This is a genomic window from Ramlibacter sp. GS1-15 (assembly GCF_057785015.1).
In genome coordinates, this window is the sequence record NZ_JBYNTU010000001.1 from 2,791,553 (window position 1) to 2,807,205 (window position 15,653).

At 68.1% G+C, this 15,653-nt stretch carries 14 protein-coding genes; 3 read left to right on the top strand and 11 right to left on the bottom strand.

The genetic code is table 11. The annotated features are described in order from the left end of the window. Positions 1 to 10: 10 nt before the first annotated feature. Positions 11 to 622, top strand: a complete 612-nt coding sequence (locus AC3EF3_RS13950; RefSeq protein WP_488532750.1) for a lysophospholipid acyltransferase family protein — start codon at positions 11 to 13, stop codon at positions 620 to 622. Continuing rightward, positions 619 to 1,605, top strand: coding sequence for a phosphatidate cytidylyltransferase (locus AC3EF3_RS13955; protein ID WP_488532751.1), 987 nt, complete (start codon positions 619 to 621; stop codon positions 1,603 to 1,605). Before AC3EF3_RS13950 ends, AC3EF3_RS13955 begins: the two co-directional genes overlap by 4 nt. On the opposite strand, the gene AC3EF3_RS13960 is transcribed toward AC3EF3_RS13955, so the two are convergent. Continuing rightward, positions 1,602 to 4,214 (bottom strand): M1 family metallopeptidase, encoded by a 2,613-nt coding sequence (locus tag AC3EF3_RS13960; RefSeq protein ID WP_488532752.1) that lies wholly within the window; start codon positions 4,212 to 4,214, stop codon positions 1,602 to 1,604. The genes AC3EF3_RS13955 and AC3EF3_RS13960 overlap by 4 nt on opposite strands. 24 nt (positions 4,215 to 4,238) lie before the next feature. On the opposite strand from AC3EF3_RS13960, the gene ruvC reads away from it, so the two are divergent. Beyond that, positions 4,239 to 4,787 (top strand): crossover junction endodeoxyribonuclease RuvC, encoded by a 549-nt coding sequence (gene ruvC, locus AC3EF3_RS13965; RefSeq protein WP_488532753.1) that lies wholly within the window; start codon positions 4,239 to 4,241, stop codon positions 4,785 to 4,787. A gap of 255 nt (positions 4,788 to 5,042) precedes the next feature. Here the strand turns inward: ruvC and AC3EF3_RS13970 are convergent, their stop codons facing one another. The 10 genes from AC3EF3_RS13970 to ftsW form a co-directional block, all read right to left on the bottom strand. Beyond that, positions 5,043 to 5,219: a hypothetical protein gene (locus AC3EF3_RS13970; protein WP_488532754.1), complete on the bottom strand. Its 177-nt coding sequence runs from the start codon at positions 5,217 to 5,219 to the stop codon at positions 5,043 to 5,045. 4 nt (positions 5,220 to 5,223) lie between these two features. Further along, positions 5,224 to 6,147, bottom strand: coding sequence for a UDP-3-O-acyl-N-acetylglucosamine deacetylase (lpxC, locus tag AC3EF3_RS13975; RefSeq protein WP_488532755.1), 924 nt, complete (start codon positions 6,145 to 6,147; stop codon positions 5,224 to 5,226). Between the two features lie 85 nt (positions 6,148 to 6,232). Beyond that, complete coding sequence (locus AC3EF3_RS13980) at positions 6,233 to 7,474, bottom strand: hypothetical protein (protein ID WP_488532756.1); 1,242 nt, start codon at positions 7,472 to 7,474, stop codon at positions 6,233 to 6,235. A 126-nt stretch (positions 7,475 to 7,600) separates the two neighbouring features. Then, the gene (gene ftsZ / locus AC3EF3_RS13985; protein ID WP_488532757.1) at positions 7,601 to 8,839 is read right to left on the bottom strand and encodes a cell division protein FtsZ; all 1,239 of its coding nucleotides are present in this window, start codon (positions 8,837 to 8,839) and stop codon (positions 7,601 to 7,603) included. Between the two features lie 123 nt (positions 8,840 to 8,962). Further along, positions 8,963 to 10,192: a cell division protein FtsA gene (gene ftsA / locus AC3EF3_RS13990; RefSeq protein WP_488532758.1), complete on the bottom strand. Its 1,230-nt coding sequence runs from the start codon at positions 10,190 to 10,192 to the stop codon at positions 8,963 to 8,965. A gap of 24 nt (positions 10,193 to 10,216) precedes the next feature. Further along, complete coding sequence (locus tag AC3EF3_RS13995) at positions 10,217 to 11,005, bottom strand: cell division protein FtsQ/DivIB (protein ID WP_488532759.1); 789 nt, start codon at positions 11,003 to 11,005, stop codon at positions 10,217 to 10,219. After that, a complete protein-coding gene (locus AC3EF3_RS14000; RefSeq protein WP_488532760.1) occupies positions 11,002 to 11,994 on the bottom strand; it encodes a D-alanine--D-alanine ligase in 993 nt (330 codons plus the stop codon). The genes AC3EF3_RS13995 and AC3EF3_RS14000 overlap by 4 nt, the downstream gene beginning before the upstream one ends. Next, positions 11,991 to 13,397, bottom strand: a complete 1,407-nt coding sequence (gene murC, locus AC3EF3_RS14005) for a UDP-N-acetylmuramate--L-alanine ligase (RefSeq protein ID WP_488532761.1) — start codon at positions 13,395 to 13,397, stop codon at positions 11,991 to 11,993. Before murC ends, AC3EF3_RS14000 begins: the two co-directional genes overlap by 4 nt. Then, positions 13,394 to 14,461 (bottom strand): undecaprenyldiphospho-muramoylpentapeptide beta-N-acetylglucosaminyltransferase, encoded by a 1,068-nt coding sequence (gene murG / locus AC3EF3_RS14010; protein ID WP_488532762.1) that lies wholly within the window; start codon positions 14,459 to 14,461, stop codon positions 13,394 to 13,396. Before murG ends, murC begins: the two co-directional genes overlap by 4 nt. Then, positions 14,458 to 15,645 (bottom strand): putative lipid II flippase FtsW, encoded by a 1,188-nt coding sequence (gene ftsW, locus AC3EF3_RS14015; protein ID WP_488533794.1) that lies wholly within the window; start codon positions 15,643 to 15,645, stop codon positions 14,458 to 14,460. The genes murG and ftsW overlap by 4 nt, the downstream gene beginning before the upstream one ends. Positions 15,646 to 15,653 lie beyond the last annotated feature (8 nt).

Here is a 15,653-nt window from a genome sequence, read left to right on the forward strand (position 1 = left end):
CGGCACTGACATGCTGGCGAAGATCACGAGCCTCGCCCTGCTGGGGCTCGTGCGCCTGCTGACCGGTGCGCAGGCCCGCTGGTACGGCTGCCCCCCGAAGGCCGAACAGCGCATCTACTTCGCCAATCACCAGAGCCATGCGGACCTGGTGATGATCTGGGCCGCCCTGCCCGAGGAACTGCGCGCGATCACCCGGCCGATCGCGGCCAGGGATTACTGGACGAAGTCCAGGCTCAAGCAGTGGATCACCACCGCGGTGTTCAACGCCGTGTACGTGGATCGCGAGAGGAAGGAAGGCGAGGACCCGCTGCAGCCGCTCACCGACGCTCTCGAGCGCGGCGATTCGCTGATCATCTTTCCCGAAGGCACGCGCGGCAACGCGGAAGAGCCGCAGCCGTTCAAGGCGGGCCTGTACAACCTCGCGCTGAAATTTCCGCAGGTGGTGCTGGTGCCCGCCTGGATCGACAACATCCAGAGGGTGATGCCCAAGGGCGAAGTGGTGCCGGTGCCCATCCTGTGCTCGGTCACCTTCGGCGCGCCGATCGCGCTCGAGCCGGGCGAAGAGCGGCGCGACTTCCTCGATCGTGCGCGGCAAGCGGTCATTGCCCTGCGGGACGCATGAACTCCTTCCTGCGCAGCCTCACGCCCCCTCAGCAGGTCGCGCTGCTGTTCATCGTGATCTTCGGGCTGCTCACGCTCGTGAGCGTCACGGCGTTCCTCATGACGTTCCGCGAGCGGGGCGCCGCGCACGACGAGCGCTGGCACGCGGAGCTCAAGGATTTCCGCGCGCTGATGCGCACGTCCTGGGCGATGGTGGTCGTGTTCTGGATCGCGTGGGCGGCCGGCACCCTCGTCGCCGACATCCTGTTCGCCCTGATCTCCTTCCTTGCGCTGCGCGAGTTCATCACGCTGTCGCCCACGCGGCGCGGTGACCACCGCGCGCTGGTGCTCGCCTTCTTCGTCGTGCTGCCGATCCAGTTCTGGCTGGTGGCGACGCGCCACTTCAACCTGTTCACCGTGTTCATCCCGGTGTACGTGTTCCTCGCGGTGCCCGTCGCGAGCGCGCTGGGTGGCGACACGCAACGCTTCCTGGAACGCAACGCCAAGCTGCAGTGGGGCATCATGGTCTGCATCTACGGCATGAGCCACGTGCCCGCGCTGATGCTGCTCGAGTTCCGCGACTACGAGGGCAAGAGCGCGTTCCTCGTGTTCTTCCTCGTTTTCGTCGTGCAGGCGTGCATGGTCGTGCAACACCTGCTCACGCGCCACCTGAATCGCAAGCCGAGCATTCCCGCCGTCAGCAGCAGCTTCAACTGGTACTCGTGGTTCCTGGGCATGGTCCTGGGCAGCTTCGTCGGCGGGCTGATGTCCTTCATCACCCCCTTCAAGCCAGGGCAGGCGCTGGCGCTGGGCTTCATCGCCTGCGTCGCCGGCTCGATGGGGCACCTGGTGATGAAGGCCCTCAAGCGCGATCGCGGCGTCACCGCGTGGGGCCAGCGCAGCCTGTCGGTGACGGGCGCCAACGGCCTGCTCGACCGCGTGGACGCCCTGTGCTTCGCGGCACCGATCTTCTTCCACTCGGTGCGCTGGTACTTCGGCGCCTAGTGCATGGCGGCGGTCTGCACCGCCCGGTTGCGCACGCAGATGTCGATCGTCTCCAGCGCCTGCGCCAGGTTGCGCTGGATGCCTCGCACCTGCGACGACTCGTACAGCGATTTCACGGCTTCGCGTCCCGCGGCCGAACAGAGCGCCCCGTGCCAGCGGGGCATGCGCGCGAGCGAGTCCTCCGGCAGGCGAGCCGCAAAATCGGCTCGACGCTCGCGTGCAAAGGCGAGCAGCGCGTCGGCACTGGCTGGCTCCGTCCCCGCGGAGGAGAAGACGGACATTCCTTCCCGCGGATCGGCCGCCTGCGTGAGCGCGTGATCGAACGCGCGCAGGCGCAGCGACGGCTCGCGCACATGGCCGAGCGCCGCGTAGATGTCGGTGCGGGTGGCGCTGTCGCTCGCTTTTCGGGCCGCGTCGATGAACGCCTCGAACGTTGCGTTGTCGGCGTCGCGCGCCGCCGTCCGCAGCACGGCGCGGTAGGCAGAGCCCAGCGGCTGGCGCTGGCCCGCCAGCCAGGCCAGCGCGAGCGAACGCGCCTGCGACTTCAGTGCCGCATCGCCGCCGACATCGGCGACCAGCGGCAGCAACTGCGCGCGCAGCTTGAGCATCGCGTCCGAATCGCCCGCACGCGGCAGCCAGCCGACTTGCGTGGCGCGCGCCCCCAGGTTCTCGCGCACCCACTTCGCGAGCACGGCACGTTCGGCGGTGCCATGGAGGGAATGCTCGATCTCCTCGGCCGCCGCCGCTGCCGCGGTGGCGACCTCGGGACGATCGGACGCGGCCAGCCGGGACGCCAGTTCGAGCACGCGCGCGTAAGGCAGGGCGGCCGATGTCGCGAGCAATGCCTCATCCGTCACGAGCGCCACGGCTTCCTGCGGGCCCAGCGCGACGCCCGACAGCGCCTGCAGCGAGCGCGCATCCGGCCGGCCCAGGTAGTAACCGGAGCCGCCGGGGTTCGGCAGCACCCACGCCGGGCACTGGCTGGCCTTGGCCAGCGCGATCCGCTGCGTGGATTCCCGCAGCATGGTGCAGGTCGCTTCGCTCGCGCCTTCGTGGCGCAGGCACACGGGCACGATCCAGCGCTGGTCGCGCGGGGCGTCGGGCTGTGCGGGCAGCAGCCGCTGCTGGCGCAGCGTGACCGCGGGCTGCGCACCCGTGCAATCGAGCTGGAAGTCGACCAGCGGCAGGCCGGGTTGCGAGACGAAGCTGGAGAAGGCCTGGCCGACGGTCGGATCGGCTTTGGACATGGCCGCGAAAAAGTCCAGCGCCGTCGCGTTGCCGTACGCATGCTCCTTCAGGTAGGCGCGCACGCCGTCGCGGAAGGATTTCTCGCCCAGCCACTCCTCGAACATGGACAGCACCGCTCCGCCCTTCTCGTAGGTGATGCGGTCGAACGCGTTGATCAGGTCGGCCTCCGCATGGACGGCCTGCCTCACCTGGCGCGCGCTGGCCAGGCGATCCACCTCGAAGGCGGTGTGGCGCTCGTGCTGGCGCCGGCTGCCCGTTTCCCACTCCGGCTTGTAGCGCGCGACGATCTTGCGGGACATCCAGGTCGCGAACGACTCGTTCAGCCACACGTCGTCCCACCATTGCATGGTCACGAGGTCGCCGAACCACTGGTGCGCCATTTCGTGGGAACCGACCGACGCATACGTTTCCTGGAAGCGCTCGTCCTCCATGCCGGGCCGGGCGGCGAGCACGGAGGTGCGGTACGTGATCATCCCGGGGTTCTCCATCGCGCTGAACTGCACGGTGACGGGAATGCCGACACTGTCGAGTTTCTCGAAGGGATACGGCGTTCCGAAATAGTCCTCGAGCATCTCGAGCAGCTTCGGTGTCGACTGGCGGGCGTAACCCACCTGCGCGCCATGGCCCTTGGGCACGAGGTAGCGCAGCCGCGTCTTCTTCGCGCCGGCCGTGCCGCCATCGACCACGTCGAACGGCCCCGTGGCGAAAGCGACGAGGTAGGTGGGCAGCGGCAGCGTGGTGGCGAAGCGCACTTCCTTCATCCCGCCGGGCAGTTCGCGCTCGGCGGCCACCGGCGTGTTGGACACGGCGACATGCTCGCGGCGCACCGCCAGCGTCACGGTCCACGGCGTCTTCCAGTGCGGCTCGTCGAAGCAGGGCATCGCACGCCGCGCGCTGTCGGATTCGAACTGCGTGTAGGCGTACCACTCGCCCTGGTCCTGCTGCCGGAACAGGCCGCGCGTCTCCTTCGGCGAGATCGCCGCCGTGTAGTCGATGGCGAGCCGGGCATGCCCCTTCGGCAGCGCCTTCGGGAACGCGAGGCCGATGAAGTTGTCGCCGCCGGCCGTGACCTGGGCGGGCAGCACCTCGCCGGCGACGGTGACCTGCGCTTTGCGCACGTCCAGCTGGCGGCCGTTCATCCAGAAGAAGTCGAGCGGGCGCTTCAGCTCGATGTCGATCTCGACATGGCCCGGTGCGCTCTCGGCGCGCGGATCGAGGGTGAGCGAGAGCTCGTAGGCGAGCGGCCGCACATCGTCGCCCAGCTGCATCGCTGGAGGCGTGCGGGACTCCGCTGCGAAGGTCGCCGTGGAAACGAGCGCGGCGGCGAGGAGGAGAAAGGTAGTACGAAGGATCGACGTCATCGTTGTTCTGGTTAGACTTGGGCCATGCGCATCCTCGGCATCGACCCCGGCCTGCAGACTACGGGATTCGGCGTGATCGATGTATCGGGCTCATCCCTTCATTACGTCGCCAGCGGCACCATCACGACGGCTCATGTCGAGCGCGGTGACCTGCCGGCGCGGCTGAAGGCGCTGTTCGACGGCATCGGCGAAGTCAAGGCTCGCTATCAGCCCGATGCTGCGGCGATCGAGATCGTGTTCGTCAACGTCAACCCCCAGTCCACACTGCTCCTCGGCCAGGCCCGCGGCGCCTGTGTCACCGCGCTGGTGTCGTGCAACCTCTCGGTCGCCGAGTACACGGCGCTGCAGATGAAGCAGGCCGTCGCCGGCCACGGCAAGGCCGCGAAGGCGCAGGTGCAGGAGATGGTCAAGCGCCTGCTCAAGCTCCCGGGCTTGCCGGGCAAGGATGCCGCCGATGCGCTGGGGCTGGCGATCACTCATGCGCATGTGGGCGCCTCGCGGGCACGCCTGGCCGAAGTTGTTGCGCTCGGTCGGCGCACGACCGGCGCCTATCGTGGCGGGCGCAACTACTGAGGCGTCATCGCGGGCTTGACCCCGCGATCCAGTGTCTTTCGTGTTTATTTGGGCGCCGGGGTGGCTCGCGTCAGGCGGTGCCCGGCAGCCGTCCTGCTGTACCGGTTCAATTGGGGGCAGAGACCAATTTCGCAGCATCGCGACGCGATGCATCATGGCCTGCAAAGCAGGCCGCGAATTTGGACTCTGACCCCAATTGAACTTCGCTGTTGCCTTGCGCCGCCGCGTCTAACGCGGCCGAACTCGCTCCCATTCTCAGGCGATCCGCTCGGCCATCAACACGGCAAAAAAGATGAAGCCGGCGACGAGCGCCGTGATGAGCACGCGCAAGCCCAGCACGCGATATCGCATCTGCCCCGTGGCGGCGTAGAACCCGAACGAGACGGCTGACGCCACCAGCAACAGCAGCATCAGCGCGCGGAAGACCGCCATGGGACTACCAGGCGCGGGCGGGTCGCGCGAAGCCGGACGGCGCGAGCTTCTCGTCGGCGAAGGTGACGATCTCGAAGGCGTCCGGCTGGGCGAGCAGTTCGCGCAGCAGCTTGTTGTTCAATGCGTGGCCGGAGCGGAACGCGCTGTAGGCCGCGAGCATGGGCTTGCCGACGCAATACAGGTCGCCCATGGCGTCGAGCATCTTGTGCTTCACGAACTCGTCGTCGTAGCGCAGGCCTTCGCTGTTCAGGACGCGGTAGTCGTCCACGACGATCGCGTTGTCCATGCCGCCGCCCAGGCTCAGGCCCTTGGAGCGCATCGTCTCGACATCGCGCGTGAAGCCGAAGGTGCGGGCGCGGGCGATGTCGCGGGCGTAGTTGCCGCTCCCCAGGTCGAACTCGACCTTCTGCCCGGTGGAGCTGACCACGCGGTGATTGAACTCGATCTCGAAAGTGAGCTTGTAGCCGTGGTACGGCTCCAGCCGCACCCATTTGAGGTTGTCGCCCTCGCCTTCGCGCACCTCGACGGGCTTGAGCACGCGCAGGAAACGGCGCGGGGCGTTCTGGAATTCGATGCCCGCGCTCTGCAGCAGGAAGACGAACGAGGCAGAGGAGCCGTCGAGGATTGGAACCTCCTCGCCGGAGATGTCGATGTAGAGATTGTCGATGCCCAGGCCGACGCAGGCGGACATCAGGTGTTCCACCGTGTGGACCTTGGCCCCGCCGTTGGAGATCGTGGAGGCCAGCCGCGTATCCGTGACCGAATACGCAGACACGGGGATATCGACGGGGATCGGCAGGTCCACGCGCCGGAACACGATGCCCGTGTCCGGTTGGGCGGGACGCAGCGTCAGTTCCACGCGTTGCCCGCTGTGCAGCCCCACGCCGACGGCGCGGGTCAGGGTCTTGAGCGTGCGTTGCTGGAGCATGGCGAGATTCTAGGTGGACAGCGCCTGGCGCACTTGAAGCCGCGGTAAAGGCCCCATCACAGCTTTCCTTGAGGGACGCGAGCCGTCAAGACTTCGCCGGCGCCAGTTCGAGCTTGCAGTCGCGCACTTGCGCTCCGTCCGCTGCGTAGATGCGCGCCGCCCCTTCGAAACGCGGCGTGCCGCCGGCATCGCCCGCCATGAAGCGGCCCAGCACCTGCGTGCGCCAGGGCACGGCATTGGCCGGCTGACTCATCCTGCCCTGACCCTGGAGCTGCGCCATCGCACCGATGATTTCGCCCGTCAGGACCTCGCCATAGGTGGCATCGCCCCGTTCGAGCCTGGCGCTCTGGCCATCGACGGTGAGGTGCGCGGGCACGGTCCAGCCACCGCGGTTCGCGACCCGCGCGGTGGCACTTCCCAGGTAGGCACCGCAGCGCAGTGATCCCGTCCACGCACCTTGCCACTCGCTGTTCGCCACGACGCGTTGCGGTTGCGACTGCGATGGCGGCGGGAGCACCGGACCCGGGACCCCTGTGGCTGGCGCCGCGGCCACCATGTTCGGCGGGGTGCCGGCAGGGTTGCGCGCGGCGGCCGGAAAGCGCGGCGCCAGAGCCGTCGTGCGAATCGTGTCCTGCGAGCCCGCGACGTGCGCCATGTCGGCCGCAACCTGCCACGCGACATTCGCGAGTCCCTCGTTGAGGGTATTCCTGATCTGCTCGGGCGCGATCCGGTCCGACCTGAAAGAGAAGGAGCGACGGTACAGCGCGTTGCCTTCGTTCAGCGGGTCACCTTCCACCGGCCGGCTGCGCAGCGGCATGAGCTTGGGCGACTTCGGGAAGATCTGCACGTTAGCCGTCACGACCAGCCGCGCATCGAGCAGCTTGTAGCTGATGTCCGCCATCAGCACCGCCGGCGCGCGGCTGGTGTCGTACACGATGCGCCGCTGCGAACTCGAATCGATCTGCTCGAGTTGGACCGGACCGTGCAGCCGCGGCCATGGCACGCGCGCGAATTCCGCGGTGAGTTGCGCGGACATGCGGTTGGCGAACCCGAACTCGCTGCTGGCTTGCACGACGGCCTGCGCGGTTTCCGCGGCCTTCTTGCGCCGCGCTTCATCGATCGCCGCCACGATCAGCGCGCCCAGCAGGCCCGTGCTGCCGGCGTTGCCGGGCGTCACCGCGATTTCGAGGTTCTCGTCCGGCACGAACAGCACGACCTGGACGGACTCGATGCTTTGCTGCACCTTGGGCGAGAGCGCCACCGGCTGCGACGCGCAACCCGCGATAAGTAGCGCCGAGGCGACGACGCAAAAGAGCGATGCCCGCATGGACCCTCCTGAAACAGCTCGGACTCGATGGCCGACGCGTGAGAAAAACGGGTGGCCCGCTTGCGCGCGCCACCCCCAAGCACTCCCTTGGAGAACACTCTTCGGATCTCTGGAGTTCTTGTTCCTTCAGTCGGCCTGCTTGCGCAGGAAGGCCGGGATCTCGAAGTCGTCCATGCCGCCCGAGGACAGCGCGTCGACCTTCGCGGCGGCCTGCGTGCGGTTGGTGCGCCAGACGCTGGGCACGGCCATGTTGCCGTAGTCGGCGGGCTGCGGCACCTGCTGCTCGCGCATGTGAATCGCACCCGGGCCGGCCACCGCGTTGTTCACCGTCGGCACGTTGAACGGCACGTTGTCGGTGCCGGTGCGCAGCACCTGCAGCGGCGGGGCCGTGCGGCGCTGCTGGCCGGCGCGCGACAGGCCGGTGGCCACCACCGTGACGCGGATCTGGTCGCCCAGGCTCTCGTCGTAGGCGGCGCCGTAGATCACGTGCGCATCCGGCGACGCGTAGGCGCGGATCGTGTTCATCGCCAGCTTCGACTCGGACAGCTTCAGGCTGCCCTTCGACGCCGTGACCAGCACCAGCACGCCCTTGGCGCCCGACAGGTCGATGCCTTCGAGCAGCGGGCAGGCCACGGCCTGTTCGGCGGCGATGCGCGCGCGGTCCGGGCCGTCCGCGATCGCGGTGCCCATCATGGCCTTGCCCGGCTCGCCCATCACCGTGCGCACGTCCTCGAAGTCGACGTTGATGTGGCCGTAGTCGTTGATGATTTCCGCGATGCCGCCGACGGCGTTCTTCAGCACGTCGTTGGCGTGCGCGAACGCCTCGTCCTGCGTGACGTCGTCGCCCAGCACTTCCAGCAGCTTCTCGTTGAGCACCACGATCAGCGAATCGACGTTGGCCTCGAGCTCCTGCAGGCCGTTGTCGGCGTTGGTCATGCGGCGGCCGCCTTCCCAGTCGAAGGGCTTGGTCACCACGCCGACGGTGAGGATGCCCATCTCCTTGGCCACGCGCGCGATCACCGGCGCGGCACCCGTGCCCGTGCCGCCGCCCATGCCCGCGGTGATGAACAGCATGTGCGCGCCGTTGATCGCCTCGCGGATCGCGTCCTCGGCCGCCTGCGCCGCCTCGCGGCCCTTCTCGGGCTTGCTGCCCGCACCCAGCCCGCTCGCGCCGAGCTGGATGGTCTTGTGGGCCGCGCTGCGCGCCAGCGCCTGGGCGTCCGTGTTCGCGCAGATGAACTCCACGCCTTGCACGGCGCGGCCGATCATGTGCTCGACCGCATTGCCGCCGCCGCCCCCGACACCGATCACCTTGATCTGCGTGCCCTGGTGGAACTCTTCGACTTCGATCATTTCGATGCTCATCGCTTTCTCCTATCCGTTGCAGTTGCCATTTGCTGATTTGTTGTTGAATCCGTTAACGCGCGAGTGGAGGACCGGTGCACCGACATCGTCGCCGTCGTCGTGTGGGAAGGTTCGGGTGCATGGTCAGAAGTTCCCCACGATGAAATCCTTGAAGCGGCCGAACGCCGTCTTCATCGAACCGTTCTTCTGCGCGACCTTGTAGCCGCGCAGGCGCGCCAGGCGCGCTTCCTCGAGCTGGCCCATCACCGTCGCGGCGCGCGGCTGCGCGATCATGTCGGCGAGCGCGCCGGTGTACTTCGGGATGCCGCGGCGCACGGGCTTCAGGAAGATGTCCTCGCCCAGTTCCACCATGCCCGGCATCACGGCGCTGCCGCCCGTGATCACCACGCCCGAGGACAGCACCTCCTCGTAACCCGACTCGCGGATCACCTGCTGCACCAGCGAGAAGATCTCCTCGACGCGGGGTTCGATCACGCCGGCCAGCGCCTGCTTGGACAGCATGCGCGGGCCCCGGTCGCCCAGCCCGGGCACCTCGACCTGCTGCTCGGGGTCGGCCAGCAGCTGCTTGGCGAAGCCGCTCTCGACCTTGATGTCCTCGGCGTCCTTGGTCGGCGTGCGCAGCGCCATCGCGATGTCGCTCGTGATCAGGTCGCCGGCGATCGGGATCACCGCCGTGTGGCGGATCGAGCCACCGGTGAAGATGGCCACATCGGTCGTGCCCGCGCCGATGTCGACCACCGCAACCCCGAGCTCGCGCTCGTCTTCCGTCAGCACCGCCACGCTGGACGCGAGCGGGTTGAGCAGCAGCTGCTCGACCTCCAGCCCGCAGCGCCGCACGCACTTGATGATGTTCTCGGCCGCGCTCTGCGCGCCGGTGACGATGTGCACCTTGGCCTCGAGCCGGATGCCGCTCATGCCGATCGGCTCCTTGACGTCCTGGCCGTCGATCACGAATTCCTGCGGCTCCACCAGCAGCAGCCGCTGGTCGGTCGAGATGTTGATCGCGCGCGCGGTCTCGACGACCCGCGCCACGTCGGCGGGCGTCACCTCGCGGTCCTTCACCGCCACCATGCCGCTCGAGTTGAGTCCGCGGATGTGGCTGCCGGTGATGCCGGTGTAGACGCGCGTGATCTTGCAGTCGGCCATCAGCTCGGCTTCCTTCAGCGCCTGCTGGATGCTCTGGACCGTGGCGTCGATGTTCACCACGACGCCCCGCTTCAGCCCGTTGGACGCGGCCACGCCCAGGCCCGCCAGCTTGAGCTCTCCGCCGGGCAGGACTTCGGCCACCACCGCCATCACTTTGGCGGTGCCGATGTCCAGTCCCACGACCAGGTCCTTGTATTCCTTTGCCATTCTTTTAAGCGAGTCGCCCCTCGTTCATTTCTTCGCCGCCTCGACGTCCTTGGTCGCGACGCCCCTCAGATGCAATGCATAGCCTTCGCCGTAGCGCAGGTCCGCGGACACCAGTGCTCCGGGCGTGCGGCCGTAGCGCGACGCCACCTGCGTCAGGGTCTGCACGAAGCGCTGCGTGCGCGCAGTCACTTCCGCCGTCGTGCCGCGGCCCAGCTCCACCGTGCCGCCGTTGTCCAGTTCCGCCTGCCAGTTGCCGCGCGGCGTCAGCGTGAGCGCCTGCACCGCGAGGTCGAGCGGATCGAACAGGGGCTTGACGGCGCGGTACATGGCCAGCACCTGTTCGGCCTGGTCGTCCGGGCCGGCGAGCCGCGGCAGGTCGTCCTGCTCGACGTCGCCCACGTTCGCTTCGAAGACCTCGCCGCCGTCGCCCAGCAGCTTCGGGTCCGTGTCGCTGCCCCAGAGCGCCACGGCATGGTGCTCCTGCAGCAGCACGCGCAAACGGTTGGGAAACTCGCGCTTCACGATCGCCTGCCGCACCCAGGGCACGCTCTCGAAGGCCTGGCGCGCGGCGGCCAGGTTGATGGTGAAGAAGTTGCCCGCGAGCTGCGGCGTGACGTTCGCGCGCAGCGTCGGCACGCTGTTGTGCGCCACTTCGCCCTGCACCGTGATGCCGGCGATGGCGAACAAGGGATGCCGCACGGCCCACCATGTCCCCGCCGCCAGGATCAACACGAAGCCGAGCGCGAACAGCGCCGTCGCGGCGATGTTCATCAGCTTCACGTCGAACGGCATGGACATGGCGGAAGCCTTCATTTCGCAGCTGCCCCCTTCGCTTCCTGGTCCAGCGACGCCGAGGCGAGCAGCATCAGGCACAGGTCCTCGTAGCTGATGCCGGCGGCACGCGCCGACATCGGCACCAGCGAATGGCCGGTCATGCCGGGCGAGGTGTTGATCTCCAGCAGATAAGGCTTGCGCGTCTTGCCGTCGATCATCACGTCGATGCGGCCCCAGCCACGGCAGCCGAGCACGCGGTAGGCCTTGACCACCAGCTCCTGGATCGCCTGCTCCTCGCCCTCGGGCAGGCCGCAGGGCACCAGGTACTTCGTGTCGTCGGTGAAGTACTTGTTCTGGTAGTCGTAATTGCCTTCGGGAGCGACGATGCGGATCACCGGCAGGGCGTGGGCGGTGTCGCCGGTGCCCAGGATCGGGCAGGTCACCTCGTCGCCGGTGATGTACTCCTCGCACAGCACGTCGGCGTCGAGCGCTGCCGCGGCTTCGACGGCGCCAGCCATGTCGGAATAGCCTTGCACCTTCGCCACGCCGATGGACGAGCCCTCGCGCGCGGGCTTCACGATGAGAGGCAGGCCGAGGTCGTCGGGCACGGTGCGCACCTGCTCGCGCGTGTACGAGCCGCGCTTGAGCAAGATGAACTTCGGCGTCGGGATGCCTTCGGCCAGCCACACGCGCTTGGTCATCACCTTGTCGATCGAGATGGCCGACGCCATCACGCCGGACCCGGTGTATGGAATGCCCAGCAGCTCCAGCGCGCCTTGCACCGTGCCGTCCTCGCCGAAGCGGCCGTGCAGCGCGATGAAGCAGCGCTTGAAGCCCTTGCGCTTGAGCTCCACCAGGTCGCGCTCGGCCGGGTCGAACGCGTGCGCGTCCACGCCCTTGGACTGCAGCGCCTTGAGCACGCCGCTGCCCGACATCAGCGAGACCTCGCGCTCGGCCGAGCGGCCGCCCATCAGCACGGCCACCTTGCCCAGCGCCTTCACGTCGATCTTTTCCATCAGGGCAGTCATGCGCTGCCTCCCATTTCCACCAGTTTGGCGGGCACACCGCCGATCGAGCCCGCGCCCATGCACATCACCACGTCGCCGTCGCGCGCGATCTCGAAGACCGCCTCGGGCATGGCCGCGATGTCGTCGACGAACACCGGCTCGACCTTGCCCGCGACACGCACCGCGCGCGCGAGCGAACGGCCATCGGCCGCGACGATGGGCTCCTCGCCCGCCGAATACACCTCGGCCAGCAGCACCGCATCGGCCTGCCCGACCACCTTCACGAAATCCTCGAAGCAGTCGCGCGTGCGCGTGTAGCGGTGCGGCTGGAACGCCAGCACGAGCCGCCGTCCCGGGAACGCGCCGCGCGCCGCAGCGAGCGTCGCCGCGATCTCCACCGGGTGATGGCCGTAGTCCTCGATCACGGTGAACCTGCCTTTGCCGCCGCGCACCGGCACATCGCCGTAGCGCTGGAAGCGGCGGCCGACGCCGTGGAACTCCGCCAGTGCCTTCTGCACCGCCGCGTCCGGGACGTTCAACTCCACCGCAACCGCGATCGCCGCCAGCGCATTGAGCACGTTGTGGTGGCCGGCGAGGTTGAGCGTGATGTCCAGGTCGGGCAGCGTGATCCCGTTGCGCCGCTGCGCCGTGAACTTCATCTGCGGGCCGTCGGCGCGCACGTTGACGGCCCGCACCTGCGCGTCCTCGCTCGTGCCGTAGCTCGTGACCGGGCACTGCACGTCCAGCGAGATGCCGCGCACGGCCGGGTCGTCGATGCACAGGATCGCGGTGCCGTAGAACGGCATGCGGTGCAGGAAGTCGAGGAAGGCGCGCTCGAGCTTTCGGAAGTCGTGCCCGTACGTTTCCATATGGTCGGCGTCGATGTTGGTCACCACCGCCATCACCGGCATCAAGTTCAGGAACGAGGCGTCGGACTCGTCGGCCTCGACCACGATGTAGTCGCCGCCGCCCAGCTTGGCATTGGCGCCCGCGCTGTTCAGGCGGCCGCCGATCACGAAAGTGGGGTCCAGCCCGCCCTCGGCGAGCACGCTGGCGACCAGGCTCGTCGTCGTGGTCTTGCCGTGCGTGCCGGCGATGGCAATGCCCTGCTTCAGGCGCATCAGCTCCGCCAGCATCATCGCGCGCGGCACCACCGGGATCTTGCGCGCGCGAGCGGCGACCACTTCCGGGTTGTCGCCCTGAACGGCCGTGGACGTCACGACGGCATCGGCGCCCGCGATGTGGTTCGCGTCATGGCCGACGAAGGTGCGGATGCCCAGGCCGTTGAGGCGGCGCAGCGTCGCGCTGTCCGAAAGGTCCGAGCCGGAGACGGCGTAGCCGAGGTTGCGCAGCACCTCGGCGATGCCGGACATGCCGGCGCCGCCCACACCCACGAAATGAATGTGTTTGATCGCGTGCTTCATTTCGCGAGTTCCTCGCACGCGGCCACGACTTCCTGCGTGGCGTTGATCTTCTGCATGGACTTGGCCGCGAGTGCGCGGCGAATGAGTTCAGGACGTTCGACGGTGCGCAGCAGGTTGGCCAGCCACTCGGGCGTCAGCTCCCGCTGCTGTACGAGCCAGCCACCGCCGGCGTCGACGAGGAATTTCGCGTTGGTCGTCTGGTGGTCGTCGACCGCGGCGGGGAAAGGAACGAACACGGCGGCGGCGCCCACGGCAGCGATCTCGGTCACGGTGCTCGCGCCGGCGCGGCACACGATGAGATCGGCGTCGGCATAGGCCTGCGCCGTGTCGTCGATGAAGGGCGTGAGCTCGGCCCGCACGCTGGCCGCCGCGTAGTTGGCGCGCAATTCGTCGATCTGCTTCGCGCCGCTTTGATGCAGCACGACGGGCCGGGCTTCGGCCGGCAGCAAGGCGATCGCCTTGGGCACGATGTCGTTGAGCGCCTTCGCGCCGAGGCTGCCGCCGACGACGAGCAGCTTCAAGGGCCCGGTGCGGTTGCCCATGCGCTCCGTCGGGCCGGGCTGCTCGAGGAAGGGGGCACGCAGCGGGTTGCCCACCCACTGCGCCTTCTTCAGCACGTTCGGAAACGCGCTGAACACGCGGTCGGCGACGCCGGCGAGCACCTTGTTCGCCATGCCCGCGATCGAGTTCTGTTCGTGCAGCACCAGCGGTTTGCCGAGCAGCACGCTCATCATGCCCGCCGGAAAGGTGATGTAGCCGCCCAGGCCGATCACCACGTCGGGCTTCACGCGCCGCACCACCGCGATGCTCTGCGCGAAGGCCTTGAGCAGGCGCAGCGGCAGCAGCACGATGGTCTTCAGGCCTTTGCCGCGCACACCGCCGAAGTCGATGCTCTCGAAAGCAAAGCCGCGCGGCGGCACGAGCTGGCTTTCCATGGTGCCGGCGCCGCCGCCCAGCCAGTGCACGCGCCACGAACGCGCGCGCAAGGCTTCCGCCACCGCCAGGCCCGGGAAGATGTGGCCGCCGGTGCCGCCGGCCATGACGAGCGCGCAACGCTGGTTCATGCGCGCCCTCCCCTCATGAGCACCTTGTTCTCGTAGTCGATGCGCAACACCACCGCGAGCGCGATGAGGTTCATCAGGATCGCCGAGCCGCCGTAACTCATGAGCGGCAAGGTCAGGCCCTTGGTCGGCAACGCGCCGAGGTTCACGCCCATGTTGATGAAGGCCTGGAATCCCATCCACACGCCGACGCCCTGCGCCACCAGCCCCGCGAACACGCGGTCGAGCGCGATCGCCTGGCGGCCGATGTGCATGATGCGGCGCGTCATCCAGAGGAAGGCGACGACGATCGTGAGCACGCCCACCAGGCCGAACTCCTCGCCGATCACGGCGAGCAGGAAATCGGTGTGGGCCTCGGGCAGCCAGTGCAACTTCTCGACACTGCCGCCCAGGCCGACGCCGAAGATCTCGCCGCGGCCGATCGCGATCAGCGAGTGCGACAGCTGGTAGCCCTTGCCCAGCGTGTATTTCTCGTTCCACGGATCGAGGTAGGCGAAGATGCGCTCTCGCCGCCAGTCCGACAGCGCGATCATCAGCATGAACGACACGGTCACCACGGCCGCGATCAGGAAGAACATGCGCGCGTTGACGCCGCCGAGGAACAGGATGCCCATCGCGATCACCGCGATCACCATGAAGGCGCCCATGTCGGGTTCGGCGAGCAGCAGCAGGCCGACCACCGCGACCGCCGCGGCCATCGGCAGCACCGCGCGGAAGAACCGCTCCTTCACTTCCATCTTGCGCACCATGTAGTCCGCGGCGTAAAGCAGCGTCGCGAACTTGGCGAGTTCGGAGGGCTGGAAGCTCATGAGGCCGAAACCGACCCAGCGGCGCGCGCCGTTCACGCCCTTGCCGATGTGCGGAATGAGCACGACCATCAGCAGCAGCAGGGACACGATGAACAGCCAGGGCGCCACCCTCTCCCACGTGGCGACCGGAACCTGGAACGCGACGAGGGCGGCGATGAACGACACGCCGATGAAGATCGCGTGCCGGTACAGGAAGTGGCCGTGCGCGTAGTTCGCGAAGCGCGGGTTGTCGGGCAGCGCCACCGATGCGGAATAGACCATCACCAGACCGAACGCCAGCAGGCCGACCGTCACCCAGACGATCGCCTGGTCGATCGCGTGCACGGGGACGGGGCGCACCGTGACCGACGGCCGCGTGCCCGGAGAGCCGCCGAACAGGCGCCCGA